The organism is Rhodococcus aerolatus (assembly GCF_054783215.1).
In genome coordinates, this window is sequence record NZ_BAAGQZ010000044.1 from 174424 (window position 1) to 199067 (window position 24644).

Sequence of the window (24644 nt, forward strand, 5' to 3'; positions counted from 1 at the left end):
GAGGTGTTCCGGGGGCAACGCGGGGGACACACGCCGCCGGTGGACTGGTCGGCATGCAGCACACCGGTCTAGACGGGTCGCACCACGAGGCCGTCGTCGTCGGCGCGGGCCAGGCCGGCCTCGCCACCAGCTGGTGGCTGGCCGAGCGCGGCGTCTCCCACGTCGTCCTGGAGCGCGCGACCGCCGGGCACGAGTGGCGGGACCGCCGCTGGGACAGCTTCTGCCTCGTCACCCCCAACCGGCAGTGCACCCTGCCCGGCCACCCCTACGACGGCGACGCCCCGGACGGGTTCATGGTGCGCGAGGACGTCGGCCGCTACCTCGACGCCTACGTCGAGCGGACCCGGCCGCCGCTGCACGAGGGCGTGACGGTGACCGGGCTGCGCGCCGGCGCCGCGGGCGGTTTCACGCTCACCTTCGTCGACGGGTCCGGGTCCGGCGCGCTGACCGCCGACCAGGTCGTCGTGGCCACCGGGCCCTACCAGCAGCCCAAGGTTCCGGCAGCCGCGGCGAGCCTGCCCCCGCACGTCACCCAGCTGCACTCCAGCGAGTACCGCAACCCCGCGCAGCTGCCCGCCGGCGCGACCCTCGTCGTCGGGACCGGGCAGTCGGGCTGCCAGATCGCGGAGGACCTGCACCTCGCCGGGCGCACCGTGCACCTGGCCACCGGGTCCGCGCCGCGGGTGGCGCGCAGCTACCGCGGCCGCGACGTCATGACGTGGCTCAGCGACCTCGGGCACTACTCCCGGGGCATCGAGGAGTTCCCCGACGGGGACGCGATCCGCTTCCGCGCCAACCACTACGTCACCGGCCGCGACGGCGGGCACGACCTCGACCTGCGCGCCTTCGCCGCCGAGGGCATGGTGCTGCACGGCCGCCTCGGCGAGGTCACCGCCACCCGGGTCACCTTCGCCGACGACCTGACCGCCAACCTCGACGGCGCCGACGCGGTCTACAACTCGATCAACACGATGATCGACGGCTACATCGACGCCCAGGGCCTCGACGCCCCGCCGCCCTCGGTCTACACCCCGGTGTGGGAGCCCACGGAGCCCGCGACCGAGCTCGACCTGGCCGAGGCCGGCATCACCTCCGTCGTCTGGGCGACCGGCTTCACCCGCGACTTCTCCTGGGTGCGGCTGCCGGTGTTCGACGGCACCGGCTACCCCACCCACGAGCGCGGCGTCACCTCCTGGCCCGGGCTGTACTGGATCGGCCTGCCGTGGCAGCACACCTGGGGCTCAGGACGTTTCGGCGGGGTGGCGGCCGACGCCGAGCACGTCACCGCGACGCTGGCCGACGGCACCCTGACCGACCGGGCCGCGGCACTGCTGCGCCCGGCCACCGCGGCCCCCCACCACCGGTCGAGCGCCGCGTGAGCACCCCCGCCCCCGCCCGGCTCACCGACGCGCACCGCCACGTCGGCGTGCTGCCCGCCCACCCGTTCTACGGCGGCCCGCCGGTGAACCCCGACACCACGGCCCGCGCCACCATCGCGGAGCTGCTGGCGGACATGGACGCCGAGGGCACCGAACGCGCCCTGGTCATCCCCAACTACGGCACCCCCGACCCGACGGCGTCGTTCGCGCTCAACGAGCTCGTCGTCGAGGCGGCGGCCCGCGACGACCGGGTGCGGGCCGGGATCTGGTGCTCGCCGAGGCCGCAGGACGCCGAGCAGACCACGGCCGCACTGGGTCTGGCCGGGGAGCGGGGCGTGCGCGCGCTGAAGATCAGCTTCCTGCTCGGTGGCGCGCCGGACGACGAGGCGTGCCGGCCGCAGCTGGACGAGATCTTCGCGACGGCCCGCGCCCACGACCTCACCGTGCACGTGCACACCTCGCCGGGCGCCGCGTCCGACGTCGACCGGGTCGGCGCGCTCGTCGACCGCTACGCCGACGACGTGCGGCTGCACCTGGTCCACCTCGGCGGCGGGATGAGCGGGCACATCAAGCTCATCGGCGGCCGCTTCTTCGACTGGATCAGCGCCGGCAAGCAGGTCTACACCGACCTGACGTGGTCGATCGGCTTCGCCCCCGCGTGGCTCGCCCGCGAGATCGACCGCCGCGGGATCGGCGGGGACCGCGTGCTGTTCGCCACCGACCAGCCGTGGGGCGACTTCGCCGGCGAGTACCACCGGGTGCTCGGCGCCGCCGCCGGCAGCGAGCTCTCCGCCGCCGTCTTCGCCGACACCTTCGACCGGCTCTACGGCTGAGCCCCCGCACCAGCCGCACCGCCCTGCTGCCAAACCCCCCGACCACCCGACCCGACCAGCACCACCAACCAGAGGAGAAGACCCCGTGGCCGACGACCAGATCGCCGACAACATCGCCGCCAGCCTGGCCGAGATCCCCCACCCGTCGCTGCCGGCCGGCAGCAACATCTACGGCAGCACCAAGATCTTCCCCGACTACCAGGCCGAGGCGGGCGAGTCCTACTTCACCCTCGTCCACGGCATCGCCCACGAGTCGTCGGTCAGCTTCGTGGCGATCCTGCAGGCGACCCGCGCGCTGCGGAAGGGCTACGAGTCGGCCCTGTACTTCTACGGCCCCGGCGCGATGAACTGCATGGCCACCCGCGGGTTCCCGACCACGGGCGACTCCGCGTTCCCCGGCGAGCAGAACATCAACGGCCAGATCGCCACCTTCATCAGCGAGGGCGGCACCGTGTTCTGCTGCCGGTTCGGCCTGAGCCTGCACGGCCTGCGCGAGGAGGACCTCATCGAGGGCGTCATCCCCGCGCACCCGCTCGACGTCCAGGACGCCCTGATCCACTACGCACGCAAGGGCGCCATCATCAACAGCACGTACATGGTCTGAGCCGTGGTGGCCCCGCAGGTCTCGGACGGCCGCACCTTCGTCGACCTCGCCTCGGTGGGGGTGCGCGTCAGCGCCCCCGTGCACCGCCGCGGCGGGGCGGGCCCCAGCGACGACGGCCACGTCGTGCTGGGCGGGCGCAGCGCCGCGCTGCGCGTGAACCCCGACTCCCCCTGGGAGATCCGCGACGGCAGGCTGTTCCACACCGACGCCGGCGGGACCACGGACATGGGGGTGGACGCCAGCGCCGTCGCCCGCCCCCGGTTCTACGACCTCACCACCGCCGACGGCGTGCCCTACGAGAAGATCGCCCGGCTGCACGGCCGCGACGTGCTGGCCACCACCGTGGTGCAGACGTGCACCCGCTACGCCGTGGACCAGCGCTGCCGCTTCTGCACCATCGAGGAGTCGCTCGCCGCGGGGTCCACCGTCGCCGCGAAGACCCCCGCCCAGCTGGCCGAGGTGGCCGCGGCCGCGGTCCGCCTCGACGGGGTGCGCCAGATGGTCCTGACCACCGGCACCACGGCCGGCCCGGACCGGGGCGCGCGCACCCTGGTGCGCAGCGTGAAGGCGGTGCTCGAGGCCGTGCCCGGCCTGCCGGTGCAGGTGCAGTGCGAGCCGCCCGCGGACCTCGCCGTCATCACCGAGCTGCACGAGGCGGGCGCGGCGGCCATCGGCATCCACGTCGAGTCGCTCGACGACGCCGTGCGCCGGGCGTGGATGCCCGGCAAGGGCTCCGTCCCCATGGCCGAGTACGAGGCGGCCTGGGACGAGGCGGTGCGGGTGTTCGGCCCCAACCGCGTGTCCACCTACCTCATCCTCGGCCTGGGCGAGGACGCCGACGAGACCGTCGCGGCCGCAGCCGGGGTCATCGACCGCGGGGTGTACCCGTTCGTCGTCCCGTACCGCCCCATCGCCGGCAGCCTGGCCACGGCCGACGGGGTCGGCCCCCCGCCGGCGGACCACGTGGCCGACGTGACCGAGCGGATCGGCGCGCTGCTCGTGGCGGCCGGGATGCGCGGCGAGGACCAGCAGGCCGGCTGCGCGGCGTGCGGCGCCTGCAGCGGCCTCAACCGGGTGGGGGCCTGAGCACCGTGGACGGACCCTCGCGCCCTGGATGCAGCAACCACACACGGAGGCCCCTGTGACCCTGACCATCGCCGCTGCGGCGGCCCCGTTCGACCGCGACCTCGAGGCCGGGTTCGCCCGCATCACCGCGATCGTCGCCGACGCCCGCGAGCAGGGAGCCGACCTGCTCGTGCTGCCCGAGGCCGCGCTGGGCGGCTACCTGCTCAACCTCGACGGGGCGGAGGCCAGCCCGCCGGCGCTCGCGCCCGACGGCCCCGAGATCGCCCGGCTGGCGCGGATCGCCGGGGACCTGGTGGTCACCGCCGGCTACACCGAGGCCGCCGGTGACACCGTCTACAACAGCGCGGTGTGCGTGCACGGCGGGCAGGTGCTGGCCAACCACCGCAAGGTGCACCAGCCGCTGCGCGAGGACGCCAGCTACGGCGCCGGCGACGGCTTCACCGCGTTCGACACGCCCGTGGGCCGGATGGGCATGATGATCTGCTACGACAAGGCGTTCCCCGAGGCGGCGCGGTCGCTGGCCCTGCAGGGCGCGGAGGTCGTGGCGTGCATGTCCGCCTGGCCGACGAGCGCCACCAACGCGGCCCCCCGCCTGGAGGACGACCGCTGGACGCACCGCTTCCAGCTGTTCGACCAGGCCCGGGCGCTGGAGAACCAGGTCGTGTGGGCCTCGGCGAACCAGTCCGGCACGTTCGGCTCGCTGCGCTTCGTCGCCCACGCGCAGGTCGTCGGGCCCGGCGGCAACGTGTTGGCCACGACCGGGGCCGGGGAGGGCCTCGCGGTGGCCGAGGTGGACGTGCGGCGCAGCCTGGACGACGCACGGCGCTTCATGGGCCACCTGCGTGACCGCCGGCCCGAGACCTACCCGCCGCTGGGGACGCTCGAGGAGGCGTCCGGGTCCGGGCTGCGCCGCGTCAGCTGACGGCGGGTCCGCCGTAGGCTCACCGCGTGGCCACCGTCGGCATCGCCGCCGCCGCAGCGTCGTTCGGCCGCGACCTCGACTTCTGCCTCGGCCGCGTCGGGGCCCTTATCGAGCACGCGCGGCGCGACGGGGTCGGGCTGCTGGTGCTGCCCGACGCCGCGCTCGGCGGCTACCTCGACCGGCTCACGAGGGACGACGGACCGGGTGGGGCCGACCTGCCGCCCGCCCTGGAGCCGGACGACCCCCGGGTCCGCGCGGTCGCGGAGCTGGCGCGTGAGATGGTGGTGTGCTTCGGGTTCTGCGAGCTCGACGGCGGGCGGCGCTACAACACGGCGCTGTGCGTCACCGGGGACGGGGTGCTGGGCCGGCACCGCAAGGTCCACCAGCCCCCGGGCGAGCGCCACGCGTACTCCGCCGGGGACGGCTTCGCCGCCTTCGACACCCCGGTCGGCCGGCTGGGGATGCTCATCGACTACGACAAGACGTTCCCGGAGTCGGCCCGGGCCCTGGCCGTGGACGGCGCGCAGGTGCTCGCCTGCCTGTCCGCCTGGCCCACCTCGATCACCAACCGGGCCCCGCGGATGGCGCAGGACCGCCAGTCCCGGCTGTTCGACCTCTACGACCAGGCCCGGGCGGCGGAGAACCAGCTCGTCCTCGCCTCGGCCAACCTCACCGGCTCGCAGGCCGGGCTGCGGTTCCTGGGGCAGGCCAAGGTGGTCGGCCCGGGCGGGGACGTGCTCGCCCGCACCTGGTCCAAGGCCGGCCTGGCGTGCGCGCGGGTCGACGTGACCGCCGAGATCGCCGCCGCCCACCGGGTGCACGACCACCTCGCCGAGCGCCGCCCGGAGACCTACCGCTAGAGGCCGGTCAGTCGCGGGACCAGTAGCCGCTGCGGAAGTACACCAGCGGCTGCACCTCGCCGTCCGCGGCCGCGTCGGTGACGGGGCGGTCGAGGCTGGGCGCGTCGAGCGCGAGGACCCGGCCGACGGCGATGACGTGGTCGCCCGCGTCGTGCACCACCTCGAGCAGGCACTCCACGTGGGCGATCGACCCGGCCAGCAGCGGCGACCCGGTGGCGCCGGCGCTCCACTCCTGGCCCAAGAACTTGTCGGTGCCGCGGCGGGCGAAGGCCCGGCTCGTGTCCTGCTGGTGCGCGCCGAGGACGTTGACCGCGAAGCGGCCCGTCGCGGCGATGCGCGGCCACGTCGACGACGTCTTCGCCGGGCTGACCATGACCAGCGGCGGGTCGAGCGAGAGCGAGGTGAACGACTGGCAGGTCATGCCCACCGGGGTGCCGTCGGCCTCCGTGCTGGTGACGACGACGACCCCGCTGGCGAAGTGCGACAGCACGGTGCGGAACCGCGCCTGGTCCACCACCGGCTCCTGGCCCGGGGTCCCGCCGTCGGTGCTCACCCCGCCACGCTAGCGCCCGGGCCGCCGCTCGTGACCGGGCCGGGGCCCGCCGTCGCTCGTAGGCTGGCAGGCGTGACCCGTCCGCTCGTGCGTGCTCCCGCCCCGGTGCTGCCCACCGGCCCGCGGCCACGGCCCGGCACGCTCGGCGAGGTGATCGAGCTGCTCACCGGCAGCCGCGTCACGGTGCTCACCGGGGCGGGGATCTCCACCGACTCCGGCATCCCCGACTACCGGGGGCCCGACTCGCCGGTGCGGGTGCCGATGACCTACCAGCAGTTCGTCTCCGACCCGGACTTCCGCCGCCACTACTGGGCGCGCAACCACGTCGGGTGGCGGCACGTGCACGCCACCGCGCCCAACGCCGGGCACCGGGCCCTGGCCGCGCTGGAGCGCCGCGGCATCGTCCAGGGCGTCATCACCCAGAACGTGGACCGGCTGCACCACGTCGCCGGCAGCCGCACCGTGGTCGACCTGCACGGCAGCTACGCCGAGGTGGTGTGCCTGGACTGCGGGCACCGGGTGACGCGGGCCGCGCTGGCCGAGCGGCTGGAGGCGCTGAACCCGGCCTTCGCCGACGTGCACGCGGTCTCCGACGCCGAGATCGCCCCCGACGCCGACGCGGTGCTGGCAACCACGGCCGGGTTCCGGGTGGCCGACTGCGCGGTGTGCGGCGGGATGCTCAAGCCCGACATCGTCTACTTCGGCGAGACCGTGCCCCGGGAGCGCGCGCAGCGCTGCTACGACCTGGTCGACGCCGCGGACGCGCTGCTGGTGGCGGGCTCGTCGCTGACCGTGATGAGCGGGCTGCGGTTCGTCCGGCACGCGGCAGCGACGGGCAAGGACGTGGTGATCGTCAACCGCGGCGCCACCCGGGGCGACCCGCAGGCCACCCTCACCCTGGACGCGGGCTGCTCGGAGACCCTCGAGGTCCTCGCCGCCACCCTCTGACCGCCGCACCACCCCGCCACTGGAGTGCCATTGGTCGTCATTCTCGGGCAATGACGACCACTGGCACTCCAACGGCCGGGACGGTCAGGTGATGGGCTCGCAGAGGAAGACGGGGATCTCGCGGTCGGTCTTCTCCTGGTACTCGGCGTAGGCCGGGAACGCCGCCACGCAGCGCTCCCACCACACGGCCTTCTCCTCGCCGGTGATCTCCCGGGCGACCATGTCCCAGACGCTGGTCTCGTCGCGCACCTCGACCTGCGGGGTGGCCTTGACGTTGAAGTACCAGACGGGGTGCTTCGGCGCGCCGCCCAGCGAGGCCACCGCGGCGTAGACGCCGTCGTGCTCCACCCGCATCAGCGGCGTCTTGCGCAGCTTGCCGGACTTGGCGCCCTTGGTCGTCAGGATGATGCAGGGCAGGCCGGTCTCGCGGAGCGTGGTGCCCCGCGTCCCGCCGGACCCCTCGTACTCCTCGACCTGCTCGCGCACCCAGTCCGTCGGGCTCGGCTCGTACTCACCGCTCAGTGGCATGGGGTGATCTCACCGCGGCCGGCCCGGCCCGTCCACCCCCGCCCCCCGTGACGGGACCGCATCGAGCCCGCGCGACGCAGCGCAGGGGACGGCAGGACTGCATCGAGCCCGCGCGATGCAGCTCAGGGGACGGCCGGACGGCATCGAGCCCGCGGGATGCGGGGTGGCCGGGGTCAGGACCAGTGCGGGCCCTCGGCGTAGCCGGGCACGTCGACGGCCGGGTCGTACGGCTCGCGGGTGAGCACGAAGCTGGCCAGGTCGAGGTGGGACAGGGTGCCGTCCGCCCGGCGGTGCACCCGCAGCGCCTCGCCCGCGTAGTAGCCGTCGCGCCCGGTCCACGCCTCCTCGCCCGCCGGGGTGAACCGGCTGGCCCGGCCACCGCCCACGGGCGCCAGGTCCAGCCCACCCCCGGGCAGCGCGCTCAGCACCAGCGGCCGCGGGCCCCAGTACCAGGTGCCCAGCAGGGTGAGCGTCGACGCGGGCACCGCCGCGGGCGTCCACGGCGCGGGCACCGGCGGCTCGTGGGCGTGCAGCACGCCGAGCAGGTCCGCGGGCAGCCCGGCCGAGAGCCCGGCGGTGGCGTTGGCCAGCACGACGACCCCGTCGCCGCTGGCGTCGTCCACCGTGAGCGCGGCCAGGAAACCGGGCATCGACCCGCCGTGCCCGCGGCTGCGCCGGCCACCGTCGTTCCACACCTGCACCCCCAGGCCGTGCGCCGCGCCCCACGGCTGCCCGGGCCGGTCGTCGAGCGCCTGCGGCTCGACCATCTCGGCCAGGGTGTCCGCGGCCAGCACCCCGCCGGTGTCCCCGGCCCAGAACGCGGCCCACCGGCCGAGGTCGGCCACCGTGGACCACAGCTGCCCGGCCGGGCCCATGGCCGCGGCGTCGTGCGCGGGCTCGGGGTGGCGCACGTCGGCGTGCGGGTGGACCGCGACCCCGTCGGCCGCGGGGGCGACGGGCCCGGTCGTGGTGCGGCCCATCCCCAGCGGGGCCAGGACCTCGTCGGCCAGCGCCTCGTGCCACGGCACCCCGCGGTGGCGGGCGACGAGCTCCCCGAGCAGGCCGAACCCCACGTTGGAGTAGTGGAAGCGGCGGCCCGGCCGGCACAGCGGGGTGGTCGAGGACGCGGCGAGCTCGGCGTAGGTCGTGCCCGGGGAGCGCTCCCACCACGGCCCGGCCGTCTCCGCGGGCAGTCCTGCGGTGTGGCTGAGCAGCTGGGCCAGCGTGGCGTGGCCGACCCCGGTGCCGGGAAGGTGCTGCTCGACCCGGTCGGCGAGGTCGACCCGGCCCTCGTCGCGCAGCCGCAGCACCTGCACGGCGACGAAGGTCTTGGTGATCGAGCCGCACCGGTACTGGGTGTCCGGCCCGGGCGTCGCACCGCCGACGAGCCCGGCCCCGCCGTGCCAGGCGAGCGCACCGTCGCGGACCACCCCGGCCACGACGGACGGCAGCCGGCTCGCGGCCTGCTCCCGGGCCAGCCGGGCGTCGAGGGCGGCGGTCATCGGGGACGCGGGACGGGGAGCCACCCCGAAGATGTACCAGCCCGGGCACCCCGCGGGGCCCGCCCGCCTCACACGTGCCGCGCGCGACGGCTGGCATGCTGGCGCCGACCGTCCGACGACCGCCCGGGGGCCCTCCTGATGACCGACCGCGCGACCACGTCCTCGGCGAGGCTCGCCCTCGTGGCCGTGATCCTGCTGGTCGTCAGCGCCTGCTCGTCGTCGTCGCAGCCCGACCCCGCGGTCCCGGCCCGGGCCACCGCCCAGGCCTGGGTGGACGCCCTGACCAAGGGCGACCTGCCCGCGGCGGCGGCACTCACCGACGCCCCCGTGGCCGCGCAGCAGACGTTGCAGCAGGTCTTCGCCGGCCTCGACGCGCCCAGCGCGCGCTTCACCGTCGACTCGGTCACCGGTCCCACCGGCGACACCGCGGGCCTGGCGACGACGTGGAACTGGGACTTCGGCAACGGCCACACCTGGGTGTACTCGACGGCCGGGGACCTGGTGCAGGGCCCGGACGACACGTGGAAGCTGCGCTGGGCGCCCACGCTGGTCCACCCCCAGCTGCAGGTGGGCCAGTCGCTGCAGTACTCGGTGCGCGACGCGCCGTCCGTGGCCGTGACCGACCGCAGCGGCACCGTGCTGATGAACCAGCAGGTGGTGACCGTCGTGGTGCTCGACCCCACCCGCACCACCACGCTGGACACGGACCTGCAGCAGGTGGCGGCCGCGCTCGCCCCGATCGACCCCACGATCACCGCGGCCTCGCTGCGCGCCCAGCTCGACGCGACCCCCGGGCAGCCCGTCACCGCGATCACGCTGAGGCAGGCCGACGCGACGGTCGTCGGGGACGCGCTGGGCGCGGTGCCGCTGGTGTCGCTGCAGCGCCAGCAGCGGGTGCTCACCACCCCGCGGACGCTCACCTCGCCTGCGCTGGACGCGCTGCCCGACCTGGTCCGCGCGAAGCAGGCCCAGGCCGACGGCTGGGAGGTCACCTCCGTCGACCCGGGCGGCGCGGTGGTGACACGGCTCGCGGGGGCGGACCCGTCGGCGGCGGGCAACATCCGCACCACCCTTGACCTGCCCACCCAGGACGCCGCGCTCTCGGCCCTGGCGTCGGTGCCGCAGCAGGCCGCGCTGGTGGCGCTGCAGCCCTCCACCGGCCAGCTGCTCGCCGTCGCGCAGAACGGGGCCGCGGACGCCCAGGGGCCGATCGCGCTGACCGGGCTCTACCCGCCGGGGTCGACGTTCAAGACGGTCACCGCGACGGCGGCGCTCACCGCCGGCACCGTCACCCCGGAGACGCCGCTGGCCTGCCCCGGCACGGCCACCATCGAGACCCGCACCATCCCCAACGAGGACTCGTTCGACCTCGGCACCGTGCCGCTGCGCACCGCGTTCGCCAAGTCGTGCAACACCACCTTCGCCGCGCTGGCCGACCAGCTGCCCGACGACGCGCTGCCCACCGCGGCCGCGCAGCTGGGGCTGGGCGTCGACTACGTGGTGCCGGGGGTGACGACGGTGACCGGGACGGTGCCCACCCCGACGACCCCGGCCGAGCGGGTGGAGTCCGGCATCGGGCAGGGCCAGGTGGTGGCCAGCCCGTTCGGCATGGCCCTGGTCGCCTCGACGCTGGCCTCGGGCACGCTGCGCAGCCCCACCCTGCTGGCCGACCAGCCCGGCACCCCCGACCGCACGCCCGCCCCGCTGGCCGACGGGGTCGCCGCCCAGGTCCGCGGGATGATGGCGCAGGTCGTGGCCGGCGGGACGGCGAGCCAGCTGGCCGACGTGCCCGGGGTCATCGGCAAGACCGGGACGGCCGAGTTCGGCTCGGCCGGGCAGTCCCACGGCTGGTTCGTCGCCGTGCAGGGCGACCTGGCCCTGGCCGTGCTCGTCGTCGACGGCGGCAGCTCGACGCCCGCCGTGGAGGCCGCCGGACGGTTCCTGCGCACCCCGCGCTGACGGGTGCTGCGATGACGTGGCCCGCGGTGGTTGCCCCCGCTAAGTTCTTCCGCGGGCGCCCTGCCCCGACCGACCCGACCACCCCGAGGGAGACCCGGTGACGCGCAGCAGCACCGCACGACGGACCGCGACCACCCTGGCGGCCGGGGCCGCCGCGCTCGTCCTCGCCGGGTGCGGGGGCGGCTCGGGCAGCTCGGCCGCCACCACCGGCAGCGTGCTGCCGGCCATCACGTCGTCGGCCGCGCCGTCCTCGAGCACCACCACGACGGCCTCGTCCGCCCCGGCGTCGACCACCACCACGACCACCACGCCCGCCCCGACCACGACCGCCCCGGCCGGGGGCGGCGGGAGCGGGCCGGCCGGCTGCCCGGCCGCGACCCTGTCGCTGAGCCTGGGCCAGTCGAGCTCCGGGGCGGGCACCCAGGGCATCCCGCTGGTGTTCACCAACACCGGCTCCACGGCGTGCACCCTGAGCGGGTTCCCCGGCGTCTCGTTCGTCGCGGGGGACGCGGGCGACCAGGTCGGTGCGCCCGCCACCCGCACCGGGCCCGACGGCGGGGCGGTGGTCCTCGACCCGGGCGGCGTCGCGAGCGCGCTGGTGCTCGTTGCCCAGGCGGGCAACTACCCGGCCGCCGACTGCTCCCCGACCCCGGTGCGCGGCTTCCGCGTGTACCCGCCGAACGACACCGACGCCCTGTTCGTGCCCTCCCCCGACACCGGGTGCGCGAACCCGTCGGTCACCCCGCTGCGCGTGCAGGCCGTCGCCGCGGGGGCCAGCGGCGGGCTGTAGCCGCACCCCCCGGGGCGCGAGCCCCGACCACACCCGCACGAGGACTGGAGCACACGGTGGAGTACACGACGCTGGGCACGACGGGCCTGCAGGTCTCCCGGATCGCGCTGGGCTGCATGAGCTACGGCGACCCGAAGCGGGGCGGTCACCCCTGGAGCCTCGACGAGGAGGCCAGCCGGCCGTTCTTCCGGCAGGCCCTCGAGGCGGGCGTGACCTTCTTCGACACCGCGAACGTCTACTCCGACGGCTCGTCCGAGGAGATCACCGGGCGCGCGCTGAAGGACTTCGCCCGCCGCGAGGAGGTCGTCGTCGCGACCAAGCTGTTCAACCGGATGGGCCCGGGGCCGAACGGGGCGGGGCTCTCCCGCGGCGCGGTCATGACCCAGGTCGACGCGAGCCTGCGGCGCCTCGGCACCGACTACATCGACCTCTACCAGATCCACCGCTGGGACCACGCGACCCCGGTCGAGGAGACGGTCGAGGCGCTGCACGACGTGGTGCGGGCGGGCAAGGTGCGCTACCTCGGGGCGTCGTCGATGTGGGCGTGGCAGCTGGCGAAGGCCCTGCACGTCGCGGACAGCAACGGGTGGACCCGCTTCGCGACGATGCAGGACCACTACAACCTGCTGCACCGCGAGGAGGAGCGGGAGATGCTGCCGCTGTGCGCCGACGAGGGGGTCGGCTCGATCCCGTGGAGCCCGCTGGCCCGCGGCAGGCTCACCCGGCCCTGGGACACCACCTCCGCCCGCAGTGAGACCGACGAGTTCGGGGGGTCGCTCTACCAGGACGGCGACGAGAAGATCGTCGACGTGGTGACGGCCGTGGCCGCGGAGCGGGGGGTGACCCCTGCGCAGGTCGCGCTGGCGTGGGTGCTGCGCCACCCCGTGGTCGACGCGCCCATCGTCGGGGCGACCAAGGCCCACCACCTCGACGACGCCGTCGCCGCGGTCGACCTCGAGCTCTCCGACGACGAGTGCGCCCGCCTCGAGGAGCACTACACCCCGCGCGAGCCCGTCGGCTTCCGCTAGCGGGGCACGCGGTGGGCGGGGCTCGCGGTGGGCGGGGCTCGCGGTGGGCGGGGCTCGCGGTGGGCGGGGCTCCCCGGGCGGCGCCGTCCTCACTACCGTGGGCGGGTGCCGACCCGCCCCGAGGAGCTCCTCGACGCCGCCCTGGTCGTGCTCGCCGAGCGGGGCCCGCTCACCGAGGTCGACCTGGTGGCGGCGCTGCTGCTCGCCGGGCACGACCTGCGGCCCGACCCCGCCGGGGCCGTCGCCGACCTGCTGGAGCACGAGGCCGGGGACGCGCTCGTCGACCTGCCCGACGGCCGGCTCGCGGCGCTGCACCCGCTGCTCGACGGCCGGGTGCTCGCCCACCGGCTGACCGGGCCCGAGGTCACCCACGGGGTCGTGGCTGCCGACCTCGACCTGACGGCCCTGACGGGCGCCCTGGGCCGGGAGGCGCGGTGGACGGACGGCACGCCGGTGCAGCACCTGCTGGCGGGCTTCGACGACGACGAGCTCGCCGAGGCCGGGCTGCCGGAGGCCTCAGAGGCGCTCGTGGCCCCGGCCGGCGCCCTCGACGGTGCCGGGGTCGGTGACCTCGTCGGCCTGCGCCGGGGTCCGGACGGCTGGTCGCTGGCGCCGGTCGTGGCCGGGCCCGGCGAGCTCGGCGCGGCCGCGGCGGGGCTGCTGCCCGCCGGGAGCGGGCCGGTGCCCGTCGACACCGCCGTGGTCGGGCTCTGCGCGGCCGACCCGGCGCTGTTCACCACCCCGCTCGCACCGGTCCGCGAGCTGCTCAGCGCGGCCGGTCTCGTCGTCACCGGGGAGTGGGTGGCGCTGCCGGGCACCGACGTCGAGGCGTGGCACCAGGATCGGCAGCGCGCCTTCCTGGCCGCCGAGCACGGGCTGGACGACGCCGCGGCGGGCGCGCTGCTGGTGCTGCTCGAGCTGCACGACGAGATCGCCGCCGGGGCCGTCCGGCCGCGCGGCGACGACGCGGACGTCGCCGCCCGCCGCGCCGAGCTGGCCGGGGCGGCAGCCCGTCTCGCGGACCCGACCGTGGCGGCCGCCCTGCTCGCCGAGGCCGTCGACACCGGGGACGAGGAGGACGTCGACGCCCTGGCGGCGCTGGCCCGGTCGCTGGAGCAGGTGGCCCCGCGCGGGGCGCTGGCGGGGGTGCGCTGGGTGCGGGCGGCCGCGCTGGAGCTGCTCGGCGAGACCCTGGAGGCGGAGTCCGCGCTCGAGGCAGCGGTGGCGGCGGACCCCGAGCACCCGGCCGCGCTGCTGGACCTGGCCCGCTGCGCCGGGGACCGCGGCGACGGGGAGCGGGCGCTGTCGCTGCTGCGCCGCGCCGGGGTGCCCGGCGACGACGAGGAGCTGCTCCTGCTCGAGGAGGTCCGGGAGCGGCCCCGGCCCGGGCTGGGCCGCAACGAGCGGTGCTGGTGCGGGTCGGGCCGCAAGTACAAGCAGTGCCACCTCGGCCGGGAGGGCACCACCCTGGCCGAGCGCGCCGACTGGCTGCACGCCAAGGCGCTGCGGTGCCTGGAGCGGGGACGACCGGGCCTGGAGCTGCGGGTGCTCGACGAGGTGCACGAGGTGGCGCTGGCCGACGCCGGCCTGGCGTGGGAGGAGGACGGCGACCGCTTCCTCACCGACGTGGCCCTGGCCGAGGGGGGCGGGCTGGCCGCGTTCCTGGCGACGCGCGGGGTCCTGCTGCCCGATGACGAGCGCAGCGCCGCGGCGGCGTGGGTGAGTGCCCGGCGCACGGTGCTCGAGGTGCTCGAGCTGCCCCCGCGGGGCGGGGCCCGGTTGCGCGACCTCCGCGACGGGGCCGAGGTCGTGCTCGCCGACCGGGGCCGGGCCGACGGGCTGCGGGTGGGCGACGTGGTGTGCGCCCGCCCGGTGCCGGTCGGCGAGGAGCTGCGGGCCCCGGGCGGGGTCGAGGTGGTGCGGCCGGGGTGGCGGGACGAGCTGCTGGCGGTGCTCGACGCGGAGCCGTCGGCCGCGGCCGTCGCCCGGGCGCTCACCCTGGCGACCCGGACCGATCACCCTGAGTGACACCCGTCCGGACGACGACCGGTCGCACGCCCGCTTTCCTCTGCGAGCGCCGACGCACCACCCGGCGCGGCGGTCGGGCCCGGTGGACACGCACGGCCGCGCACCGGGCAGCCTCGGTGAGGCCATCCGCGCCGCGCTGGTGCGCCGACGCGTGCAGAGAACAGCGGCGGGCAGGAGGGTGCTCCAGCGGGCCGTCGGGGCCCGTCGACCGGCGCCCTGTTGAGGTTAGCCTTGCCTGGTGCAACACTCGGGAACATGAACCTCGACGGGGTGCGGACGGGTCGGACGGTGCTGGTGACCGGGTCGGGCCTCTCCCCCGCCCGGGTGCGCCGGCTGGCCGAGCTCGGCATCCGGACGGGCCAGCCCGTGCAGGTCCTGGGCCGCACCGCCGGCGGCGGCCGCCTGCTCGCGGTGGGTGACGCCCGCGTCGCCGTGGACCGGTCCACCGCCCGCGGCATCGAGGTCACCGAGACCGCCGCCGACACCGTCACCGAGACCGGGCCCCCTGCCCGCACCGACGCCCCCCGGCTGTCGGCGCGGGCGCACGCGGCGTGAAGCTGGGCAAGTCGGTCGCGTCCTGCCACAGCGAGGGCACCCAGGTCGTCACCGCCCCCGGCGCGGCCGTCGTCGCCCTCGCCGGCAGCCCCAACGTCGGCAAGTCGACGCTGTACAACGCGCTGACCGGGCTGCGGCGCGACACCGGCAACTGGCCCGGCACCACCGTCGCCGTCGGCCGCGGGGTGTGGACCCTGCCCCACGGCGAGGCCGCCCTCATCGACCTGCCCGGCGCCTACAGCCTCGACCCCGTCAGCCCCGACGAGGAGCTGACGCGGGCCCTGCTGGTCGAGCAGCCGCAGGCCGAGCGGCCCGACGTCGTCGTCGTCGTGGCCTCCGCCGCCCACCTCAGCCGCGGGCTGTACCTGCTGGCCCAGCTCCGCGAGACCGACCAGCGCTGCGTGCTGGCCCTGACCATGGCCGACGTCGCCGAGCGCCGCGGGGTCACCGTCGACGCCGCCGCCCTCGCCGACGCGGTCGGGGTGCCCGCCGTGCTGCTCGACCCCCGCCACGGCACCGGCCTGCCGGGGCTCGCCGCGGCGGTGGAGCGCAGCCGCGCAGCCGCGGCCCCGGCCCCGCGGGAGACCGACGGGCACACCGGCGACGCCCCCGACGAGCTGGCGGTGGCCGACGACCGGTTCGCGTGGATCCAGGCCGCCGTCGCCGCGGCCACCACCCGGGACGACCGCAGCTCCACCTCGCTGAGCGACCGCATCGACCGCGTCGCCACCTCCCGCGTCGGCGGGCCGCTGCTCTTCCTCGCCGCGATGTACCTGGTCTTCCAGCTCACGACGACGATCGCCGCCCCCATCCAGACCTTCCTGGGCGACCTCGTCGACGGGCCCGTCTCCTCGGCGGTCACCGCGGTGATGACGGCGGTCGGCCTCGGCGGCACGTGGGTGACGGGCTTCGTGGTGGACGGCCTCGTCGCCGGCGTCGGCATGCTGCTGACGTTCGTCCCGCTGATGGCCATCATGTTCTTCCTGCTGGCCCTGCTCGAGGACTCGGGGTACATGGCCCGCGCCGCCGTGGTGACCGACCGTCTCATGCGCACCATCGGCCTGCCCGGGCGCGCGTTCCTGCCGCTCATCGTCGGGTTCGGCTGCAACGTACCCGCCATCAGCGGCACCCGGGTGCTGCCCGACGCCCGCGACCGGCTGCTCACCGCCCTGCTGGTGCCCTTCACCTCCTGCTCGGCCCGGCTGACGGTGTACGTGCTGGTGGCGGCCACGTTCTTCGGCTCCAGCGCGGGCACGGTCGTGTTCGTCATGTACGTCGTGTCCATCCTGCTGGTCGTGCTCGCCGGGCTGCTGCTGCGCTCCACGCTGCTGCAGCGCGTCGACGACGACCCGCTGGTCATCGACCTGCCCGCCTACCAGCTGCCGGTGCCGCGGCTGCTCGTCGCCGACGCCTGGGTGCGGGTGAAGGGCTTCCTGCGCACCGCCAGCGGGATCATCGTGGCCACGGTCGTCATCGTGTGGGCGCTCAGCGCGACGCCCCTGCCCGGCGCTCAGGGCGGCTTCGGCGAGGTCGCCATCTCCGACTCCGTCTACGCCGGGGCCGCGAAGGTCGTCGCGCCGGTGTTCGACCCCGCCGGGTTCGGCGCGTGGGAGACCACGGGCGCCCTGGCCGTGGGCTTCGTGGCCAAGGAGGCCCTCATCTCCTCCTGGGCGCAGACCTACGCCACCGCCGAGCCCACCGACTCCGACCCCGGCTCGCTGGGCCAGGACCTGCAGGCCACGTTCGCGCAGACCTCCGGCGGCCACACCACCGCCGCCGTGTGGGCGTTCCTCGTCTTCCTGCTCGCCTACACCCCGTGCGTCGCGACGATCGCCGCCCAGCGCCGCGAGATCGGGCTGCGGTGGACGGTGTTCAGCGTCGGCTTCAACCTCACCGTGGCCTGGGTGCTCTCGGTGGCGGTGTTCCAGGTGCTGCGGGTGTTCCTGTGAGCGCCCCCAGCCCGCTGCGCGCCGTGCTCGGCGCGTTCGACGCCGGGGCCACCTCGCTGTCCGACGTCGCGCGCCGCACCGGCCTGGACCGCGACGTGGTCGACGCCTCCGTCGAGCACCTCGTCCGGATGGGCCGGCTGTCGGCCGGGACGCTCTCGACGGGGTGCCCAGACGGCGGCTGCGGGTCGTGCGCCTCGGGGGACGACGGGTCGGCCGGCTGCGGCTCGTCGGGCCCGTCGTCGGGCCGGCAGCGCCCGGTGCTGGTGACCCTCTCGGTGACCCGCGCGGGCTGAGGGCACGCCCGTCCCGTCGGACCCCGTTGCTAGGTTCGCGGGGACCCGCAGCCGGGGGGCTGGGGCGGGACGGGGGCACGCATGGCACCGGGGTCGGCGCACGGCACGGGCTGCACGGTCACCGGGTACGGCCGGGCCGCGCTGGACGCGCTGCGGGAGGCGGTCCTGGCGGCCAAGGCCGGGGACCCGCTGGCCCCGGTGACGGTGCTGGTGCCGTCCGGGGTCGCCGGCATGGTCGCCCGCCGCCACCTCGCCGCCGGGCTCGGCGACGGCCACGCCGGGGTCGCCGCCCTGCACCCGACCACGGTGGTCCGGCACGCCGAGCAGCTGGCAGCACCCACCCTCGCCGGCCGTCGCCCCGCCACCGGTCCGGTGCTCGCCGCCGCGTGGCGTGCCGCGCTCGAGCACGACCCGGGTGGGCTGGCCCCGGTGGCGGAGCACCCGTCCACCGTCCGCGCCCTCGTCCGGGCGGGCCGCGAGCTGCGTGACCTCGACGACGACGCGCTCGACGCCGTGGCGTGGGTGCCGCCGCTGGGGTCGGACCTGGTGCGGCTGCACCGCGACGTGCGCCACCGGCTCGCCGCCTGGTACGACGACACCGACCTGCTCGACGCCGCCGCCGCCCTGTGCCGCACCCGGCCCGCCCGCGCCGCGGAGACCGGACCCGTCGTGCTGCACCTGCCCCAGGCGCTGACCCGGGCGGAGTGCCGCTTCGTCGAAGCCCTCCGCACCGCCGTCGACGTGACCGTGGTCGCCGGGCTCACCGGTGAGCCGCGGGCCGACGGTGGGGTCCTGCGCACCCTCGACCGCGTCGGTCTGCCCGCGCCGGCCGGCCCCACCACGGGCACCGCCACCGCGACCGCCGTGCTCACCGCGTCCGACTCCGACGACGAGGTCCGCTGCGTGGTCCGGCAGGTCGTGGCCGCGCTGCGCACCACCCCGGCCCACCGCGTCGCCGTGCTGCACGCGGCCCGCAGCCCCTACGCGCGGCTGCTGCACGAGCACCTCGCCGCCGCCGGGATCACCGTGAACGGCCCCGGCACGCGGCCCGTCCACGAGCGGGCCGTCGCCCGCACCGTCCTCGAGCTGCTGGAGCTCGGGCCCCGCGGGCTGCCCCGCGGCGAGCTGTTCCGGGCCCTGTCGGCCGCCCCGGTGCGCACCCGCGACGGTGCCCGGGTGCCGGTGTCGCGCTGGGAGCGGCTGTCCCGCGCGGCCGGGGTCGTGGCGGGCGACGACTGGGACACGCGGCTGCGCCGGCACGCCGACGACGAGCGCGGGCGGGCCGCCGCCGAGCAGGCCGGTGACGACCCGAGCCCCGGTCGGGTGGCCGCCCTGGAGCGCAGCGTGGCCGACGCGGACGCGCTGCGCGCCTTCGCCACCGGGCTGCGCGACGACCTCGCCCGCGGTGCCGCGCTCACCTCGTGGGCGGAGCTGGGCGGCTGGGCGCTCGACCTCGTCGCGGGCCTCGTGGGGGAGCTGGACGACCTGGGCGCGCTGCCCGCCGACGAGCGCTACGCCGCCGTGGCGCTGGACTCGGCGCTGCGCGGGCTGACCACGCTCGACGCGTTCGGCGCGACCGCGAGCCTGCCCGCCCTGGTGCAGACCCTGACCGAGCAACTCGAGACGGCCCAGCCCCGCGTCGGCCGCTTCGGCGACGGCGTGCTGGTCGCCCCGGTCGCCGCCGGGGTCGGGCTCGACGCGGACGTCGTGTTCGTCCTCGGGCTGGCCGAGGGCCTGTTCCCCACCCGCCTGCGGGAGGACCCGCTGCTGCCCGAGCGGCTGCGCGAGCAGAGCCTCGGCCAGCTCGTCAGCACCCGGGAGCGGCTCGACGCCGAGCACCGCGGGCTGCTCGCCGCGCTGGCGGCCGCACCCGTGGTGCACGCCTCGTTCCCCCGGGGGGACCTGCGCACCAAGAGCCGGTACCTGCCCAGCCGGTGGCTGCTGCCCAGCCTGCGCGCGCTCTCCGGCGAGGCCGGCCTGACGGCGGGCGGGTACGACGAGCACGGCACGGGGTGGCTCACTGAGTCCCCCTCCTACGCCAGCTCGCTGACCACCACCGCCGAGCCGGCGAGCGAGCACGAGTGGCGCACCCGGGCGGCGCACGACGGCACGCTCGGCCCCGACGAGGTGGTCCGGGCCGCCCGCGCCCTCATCACCGCCCGGGACGCGCCGACGATGACCCGCTTCGACGGTGACCTGACCGCCGTCGCCGACGGGCTGCCGGACTACTCGACCCGCGCCGTGTCCCCCACCTCGCTGGAGCGCTACGCCGGCTGCCCGCACGCCTTCCTCGTCCGCGAGCTGCTGCGCGTCAGCCCGCTGGAGTCGCCGGAGGACGTCGTCGTGGCGAGCCCGGCCGACGTCGGCACCCTCGTGCACGGCGCGTTCGACGCCCTGGTCCGGGAGGACCCCGCGAGCCTGCCCGGGTACGGCGAGCCGTGGAGCGACGAGCACCGCCGCCGCCTGGCCGCGCACGCCGACCGGCTCGGCGCCGACCTGGTGGCCCGGGGGCTCGCCGGGCACCCGCGGCTGTGGGCGCAGCTGCTCGACCGCGTCCAGGGCGACCTCGCGCTCATGCTCGACGACGACGACGCGTGGCGGGCCGCGCACGGGGCGCGGGTGGTCGACAGCGAGCTGGCCTTCGGGATGGACGGCCACCCCCCGGTCCCCGTCCCGCTGCCCGACGGGTCCACGGTGCTGCTGCGCGGCAAGGCCGACAAGGTCGACGCCGACGCCTCCGGCCGGCTCTGGGTCACCGACGTCAAGACCGGCAGCGCGTGGCGCTTCGAGGGCCTCGGCGAGGACGACCCGGTGGCCGGGGGCACCAAGCTGCAGCTGCCCGTCTACGCCCACGCCGCCCGGGCCCGCCACGGCGACCCCGGGACCCCGGTCGAGGCCCAGTACTGGTTCGTCGGGCCCAAGGACCGCGGGGCCCGGGTCGAGCTGACGCTGACCGACGCCGTCGAGCACACCTACGCCGCCACCCTGGCCACGCTGACCCGCAGCATCGGCCGCGGGCTGTTCCCGCCGCGGCCGCCGGCGGACCCGGACTTCCTGTGGGTGCAGTGCGACTACTGCAACCCCGACGGCCTGGGCCACGGGGAGGCCCGCACCCGGTGGCTGCGGGCCAAGCACGACCCGCGGCTGGCCGAGCTCGTCGCGCTGGTCGAGCCGGTCGAGAAGGACGCATGAGCACCACCACCACCGCGCAGCCGCAGCCGGCCGGGGCCGACCTGCCCGACGCCGAGGCCCGGGCGCGCATCGCCGGCGACACCGCCGCCACCCTGTTCGTCGAGGCCGGCGCCGGGTCGGGCAAGACGAGCAGCCTGGTGGCCCGGCTGCGCCGGCTGGTGCTGGCCGACGGCGTGCCGCTGACGAGCATCGCGGCGGTCACGTTCACCGAGAAGGCGGGCGCCGAGCTGCGCGACCGGCTGCGGGCCGAGCTGGAGACGGTCGGCGCCGACGAGCCCGGCGCGGACGCCGCGGCCCGGGCCCTCGACGACCTCGACGGCGCCGCCATCGGCACCCTGCACTCGTTCGCGCAGCGCATCCTGGCCGAGCACCCCGTCGCGGCCCGGCTGCCCCCGCTCGTCGAGGTGGCCGACGAGCTGAGCTCCGCGGTGGCGTTCGAGGAGCGGTGGTCGACGACCCGCCGGGCCCTGCTCGACGACCCGGCGCTGACCGACGCGCTCGACCTCGCGATGGCGGCGGGGGTGACGCTGGAGAACCTGCGCTCGCTGGCCAAGCTGTTCAACGCCGACTGGGACCTCGTCGCCGACCGGGTCCTCGTCGGCGACCCGCCCGCCGCGGCCCGGCTCACCGGGCTCGACGACCTGGTGTCCCGGGCCGCCGGGCTCGCCGCGCGGGCCGCCGGCTGCACCGACCCCGAGGACAAGTTCCTGCCCAGCCTGCTCGCGTTCGGCGACTGGGGCCGGGCGCTGGGCGCGGCCACGGACGACCGCACCCGCGTCGCGCTGCTGCTGCACGCCGCCACCCTCAGGACCTCCTGGGGCAAGCAGGGCAGCTGGGGCGGCAAGGACGCGCTCGCCGCGATCAAGGACGACTGCGCCGCGCTCAAGGCGGACGCCGCCGAGGCCCTGCAGCGGGTGCTCGACGCGGCGCTGCGGGTGCTGAGCCGGTGGGTCGCCGCCCGGGTCCACGCCGACGCGCAGGCCCGGCGCGACGAGGGCCGGCTCGAGTTCCACGACCTGCTGGTGCTCTCCCGCGACCTGCTGCGCCACGACGGGCAGGTGCGCGCCGCGCTGGCCCACCGCTACCCCCGGCTGCTGCTCGACGAGTTCCAGGACACCGACCCCATCCAGGTCGAGCTCGCCGTCCGCATCGCCGGCGGTGCGGCGGCCACCCAGGCCGACTGGGCCGACGTCGTCGTCCCGCCCGGGTCGCTGTTCGTCGTCGGGGACCCCAAGCAGTCCATCTACCGGTTCCGCCGGGCCGACGTCGCGATGTACCTGCGCGCTCAGGACGTCCTCGGCGGCGCGCGCGGCGGCGGCGAGCAGGTCAGCCTGACCACCTGCTTCCGCACCGTGGCCCCGGTGGTCGACTGGGTGAACGGGGTGTTCGGCCGGCTCATCACCCACGAGGTCGACGCCCAGCCCGCCTACGCCGCGCTCACCGCGCACCGCCCGGCCGACCCCCGGCCGCCCGCCCCCGGCGTGCCCGGGGTGACGGTGCTGGGCGCCGAGGGGCACCCCGACAAGCCCGTCGCGGCCGAGCTGCGCACCCGGGAGGCGGCCGACGTCGCCGCGGTCGTCCACCGCGCGGTCACCGAGGGGTGGCCGGTGCAGGACCGCCGGACCGGCCGGTGGCGGCCCGCCGAGCTCGACGACGTGGCCGTGCTCGTCCCCGCCCGCACCTCCCTGCCCTACCTGGAGGAGGCCTTCGACGCCGCCCGCGTGCCCTACCGGGCCGAGTCGAGCTCGCTGGTCTACCAGGCGCAGGAGGTCCGCGACCTGCTGGCGGCCGCCCGGGCGGTGGCCGACCCGTCCGACCAGCTGTCGCTGGTCACCGCGCTGCGCTCCCCGCTGTTCGGGTGCGGCGACGACGACCTGTGGACCTGGCGCCGCGACGGCGGGACGTTCTCCGTCCTGGCCCGGGCCCCGGACCCGGCGGCCGACCCGGACCGTGCTGCGCACCCCGTCGCCCGGGGGCTGGCCGCGCTGCGGGCGCTGCACCACGAGTCCCGGTGGTGGCCGCCGTCGGAGGTGCTCGGCGCCCTGGTCGAGCGGCGCCGGGTGCTGGAGACCCACGCCGACGGCCCCCGGGCGCGCGACGCGTGGCGCCGCACCCGGTTCGTCGTGGACCAGGCGCGGGCGTGGTCGGAGTCCGAGCACGGGGGGCTGCGGGCCTACCTGGTGTGGGCGGCGCAGCAGGGGCAGGAGGCGTCCCGGGTGGCGGAGGCGTCGCTGCCGGAGACCGACGCCCGCGCCGTCCGGATCATGACCGTGCACGCCGCGAAGGGCCTGGAGTTCCCGATCGTGGTGCTCAGCGGGACCACGGCCGCACCGCAGAACCGGGGTGGGGTGCGGGTGCTGTGGCCGCGCGAGGGCGGGTACGCGGTGTCGCTGCGCAAGGGGGTGACCACCGGGGACTTCGCCGCGGCCGCCCCGGTGGACGAGCAGATGGACGAGCGGGAGCGCCGCCGGCTGCTCTACGTCGCCACCACCCGCGCCCGGGACCACCTGGTGGTCTCGCTGCACCGCGCGGCCGGGTCGACCCGCCGCACCAGCGCCTTCCTGCTGGCGGGCGAGGGCCGCGCCGCGGACGGGGCGACCGCGTGGGAGACCACCGGGGCGGGGGTGCTGCCCGACGCCGGGGCGGCGCCACCCGCTCCGCTGCCCGACTGGACGACCTGGTCCGAGGCCATGCAGCGGGTGCGCGAGGCGACGCGCCGGACGTGGGCGGTCTCGGCGTCGGGGCTCGAGGGCACGGAGCCCGCCGTGGCCCAGGCGGAGCGTGACGGTGCGCCGACCGAGCCCGGGGCCGGGCCCGGGGCCGAGGCGGGCCGCGCGAAGGGCGGGGTCGACGTCGAGCTGCCTGCCTGGACCAAGGGCCGCTACGGCACCGCGATCGGCCGGGCCGTGCACGCCGTGCTGCAGGCGGTGGACCTCGCGAGCGGGGAGGGCCTGGACGACGCGGTCGGTGCGCAGAGCATCGCGGAGGGCGTCACCGAGCACGCCGGGGTGGTGGCGGACCTGGTGCGGTCCGCGCTGGGCTCGGAGCTCGTCGCCCGGGCCGCGGCGCGACGGCACTGGCGGGAGATGTACGTGGGCGCAGTGCAGGACGACGGCACGGTGCTCGAGGGCTACGTCGACCTCGTCTACGCCGAGGACGACGGGTCGCTGGTCGTCGTGGACTACAAGACCGACGCCGTGCCGAGCGCTGCGCTCGGCGCCCGGGCCGCGTTCTACGCACCCCAGCTGCGGGCGTACGCCGGCCTGCTCGCGGCCTCGACGGGGTACGCGGTCGCACCGGCCCAGCTGCTGTTCCTGCACCCCGGCGGCCCCGCCCGCGCCGTGCCGGTCGCGGTCGGGCAGGGCTAGCGGTCCGGGTCGACGACCAGCTCGACCTGGACCTCGTCCCCGGCCCCGCGGCCCGTCTTCTTCCGGGTCTCGGCGTTGAACGACACCAGGTAGCGCCCGCCCATCACCCCGGTCGTGGTCCGGTAGGTGTACCCGTCGTCGATCGTCACCACGACGGGCACCCGCTTGCCCCGCTCGAAGCCGAGCAGCACCTCCTCGGGCACGACGATGCCCACGTTGTTGCCGCCGGTGGCCTCGAGCACGGTGCGGAACACGGTCATGGCCGCC

At 76.6% G+C, this 24644-nt stretch carries 20 protein-coding genes; 16 read left to right on the forward strand and 4 right to left on the reverse strand.

The features are described 5' to 3' along the window. Positions 1–53 precede the first annotated feature (53 nt). The 6 genes from ACYVOF_RS16465 (at position 54) to ACYVOF_RS16490 (ending at position 5684) form a co-directional block, all read left to right on the forward strand. Positions 54–1379, forward strand: a complete 1326-nt coding sequence (locus ACYVOF_RS16465; RefSeq protein ID WP_460868335.1) for an MSMEG_0569 family flavin-dependent oxidoreductase — start codon at positions 54–56, stop codon at positions 1377–1379. After that, a complete protein-coding gene (locus tag ACYVOF_RS16470; RefSeq protein WP_460868337.1) occupies positions 1376–2212 on the forward strand; it encodes an amidohydrolase family protein in 837 nt (278 codons plus the stop codon). Before ACYVOF_RS16465 ends, ACYVOF_RS16470 begins: the two co-directional genes overlap by 4 nt. A gap of 85 nt (positions 2213–2297) precedes the next feature. Next, positions 2298–2816, forward strand: a complete 519-nt coding sequence (locus tag ACYVOF_RS16475; RefSeq protein WP_460868339.1) for an MSMEG_0572/Sll0783 family nitrogen starvation response protein — start codon at positions 2298–2300, stop codon at positions 2814–2816. Between the two features lie 6 nt (positions 2817–2822). Then, positions 2823–3902, forward strand: coding sequence for an MSMEG_0568 family radical SAM protein (locus ACYVOF_RS16480; RefSeq protein WP_460868497.1), 1080 nt, complete (start codon positions 2823–2825; stop codon positions 3900–3902). A gap of 55 nt (positions 3903–3957) precedes the next feature. After that, complete coding sequence (locus tag ACYVOF_RS16485) at positions 3958–4824, forward strand: carbon-nitrogen hydrolase family protein (RefSeq protein ID WP_460868341.1); 867 nt, start codon at positions 3958–3960, stop codon at positions 4822–4824. Between the two features lie 26 nt (positions 4825–4850). After that, the gene (locus ACYVOF_RS16490) at positions 4851–5684 is read left to right on the forward strand and encodes a carbon-nitrogen hydrolase family protein (protein WP_460868343.1); all 834 of its coding nucleotides are present in this window, start codon (positions 4851–4853) and stop codon (positions 5682–5684) included. A gap of 7 nt (positions 5685–5691) precedes the next feature. Here the strand turns inward: ACYVOF_RS16490 and ACYVOF_RS16495 are convergent, their stop codons facing one another. Next, positions 5692–6237 carry a flavin reductase family protein gene (locus ACYVOF_RS16495; protein ID WP_460868344.1) on the reverse strand — a complete coding sequence of 182 codons (546 nt, stop codon included), beginning with the start codon at positions 6235–6237 and terminating at the stop codon, positions 5692–5694. Positions 6238–6345: 108 nt separating this feature from the next. Between ACYVOF_RS16495 and ACYVOF_RS16500 the strand changes: the two genes are divergently transcribed. Further along, positions 6346–7185 carry an NAD-dependent protein deacetylase gene (locus tag ACYVOF_RS16500; protein ID WP_460868499.1) on the forward strand — a complete coding sequence of 280 codons (840 nt, stop codon included), beginning with the start codon at positions 6346–6348 and terminating at the stop codon, positions 7183–7185. Between the two features lie 84 nt (positions 7186–7269). On the opposite strand, the gene ACYVOF_RS16505 is transcribed toward ACYVOF_RS16500, so the two are convergent. Together ACYVOF_RS16505 and ACYVOF_RS16510 are read right to left on the reverse strand one after the other, a co-directional pair. Continuing rightward, a complete protein-coding gene (locus tag ACYVOF_RS16505) occupies positions 7270–7713 on the reverse strand; it encodes a nitroreductase family deazaflavin-dependent oxidoreductase (RefSeq protein WP_460868346.1) in 444 nt (147 codons plus the stop codon). Positions 7714–7886: 173 nt separating this feature from the next. Then, a complete protein-coding gene (locus tag ACYVOF_RS16510) occupies positions 7887–9215 on the reverse strand; it encodes a serine hydrolase domain-containing protein (RefSeq protein WP_460868348.1) in 1329 nt (442 codons plus the stop codon). A gap of 138 nt (positions 9216–9353) precedes the next feature. Here ACYVOF_RS16510 and ACYVOF_RS16515 point away from each other — a divergent pair, with 138 nt between their 5' ends. The 9 genes from ACYVOF_RS16515 (at position 9354) to ACYVOF_RS16555 (ending at position 24377) form a co-directional block, all read left to right on the forward strand. After that, entirely contained in the window at positions 9354–11174 is a 1821-nt protein-coding gene (locus tag ACYVOF_RS16515; protein ID WP_460868350.1) for a penicillin-binding transpeptidase domain-containing protein, read from the forward strand. A gap of 97 nt (positions 11175–11271) precedes the next feature. Beyond that, positions 11272–11964: a DUF4232 domain-containing protein gene (locus ACYVOF_RS16520; RefSeq protein ID WP_460868352.1), complete on the forward strand. Its 693-nt coding sequence runs from the start codon at positions 11272–11274 to the stop codon at positions 11962–11964. 56 nt (positions 11965–12020) lie between these two features. Further along, entirely contained in the window at positions 12021–12992 is a 972-nt protein-coding gene (locus ACYVOF_RS16525) for an aldo/keto reductase (RefSeq protein ID WP_460868354.1), read from the forward strand. 105 nt (positions 12993–13097) lie between these two features. Next, entirely contained in the window at positions 13098–15020 is a 1923-nt protein-coding gene (locus ACYVOF_RS16530; protein ID WP_460868356.1) for an SEC-C metal-binding domain-containing protein, read from the forward strand. A 255-nt stretch (positions 15021–15275) separates the two neighbouring features. Further along, positions 15276–15575: a FeoA family protein gene (locus ACYVOF_RS16535; RefSeq protein ID WP_460868358.1), complete on the forward strand. Its 300-nt coding sequence runs from the start codon at positions 15276–15278 to the stop codon at positions 15573–15575. Beyond that, a complete protein-coding gene (feoB, locus tag ACYVOF_RS16540; protein WP_460868359.1) occupies positions 15572–17524 on the forward strand; it encodes a ferrous iron transport protein B in 1953 nt (650 codons plus the stop codon). The genes ACYVOF_RS16535 and feoB overlap by 4 nt, the downstream gene beginning before the upstream one ends. Then, entirely contained in the window at positions 17521–17817 is a 297-nt protein-coding gene (locus ACYVOF_RS16545) for a FeoC-like transcriptional regulator (RefSeq protein WP_460868361.1), read from the forward strand. Before feoB ends, ACYVOF_RS16545 begins: the two co-directional genes overlap by 4 nt. A gap of 81 nt (positions 17818–17898) precedes the next feature. Next, the gene (locus tag ACYVOF_RS16550; protein WP_460868363.1) at positions 17899–21009 is read left to right on the forward strand and encodes a PD-(D/E)XK nuclease family protein; all 3111 of its coding nucleotides are present in this window, start codon (positions 17899–17901) and stop codon (positions 21007–21009) included. Continuing rightward, complete coding sequence (locus tag ACYVOF_RS16555) at positions 21006–24377, forward strand: UvrD-helicase domain-containing protein (protein ID WP_460868365.1); 3372 nt, start codon at positions 21006–21008, stop codon at positions 24375–24377. Before ACYVOF_RS16550 ends, ACYVOF_RS16555 begins: the two co-directional genes overlap by 4 nt. Here ACYVOF_RS16555 and ACYVOF_RS16560 read toward each other — a convergent pair. Further along, complete coding sequence (locus ACYVOF_RS16560; protein ID WP_460868367.1) at positions 24374–24637, reverse strand: DUF1905 domain-containing protein; 264 nt, start codon at positions 24635–24637, stop codon at positions 24374–24376. The two genes, ACYVOF_RS16555 and ACYVOF_RS16560, sit on opposite strands and share 4 nt — an antisense overlap. Positions 24638–24644: the final 7 nt, after the last annotated feature.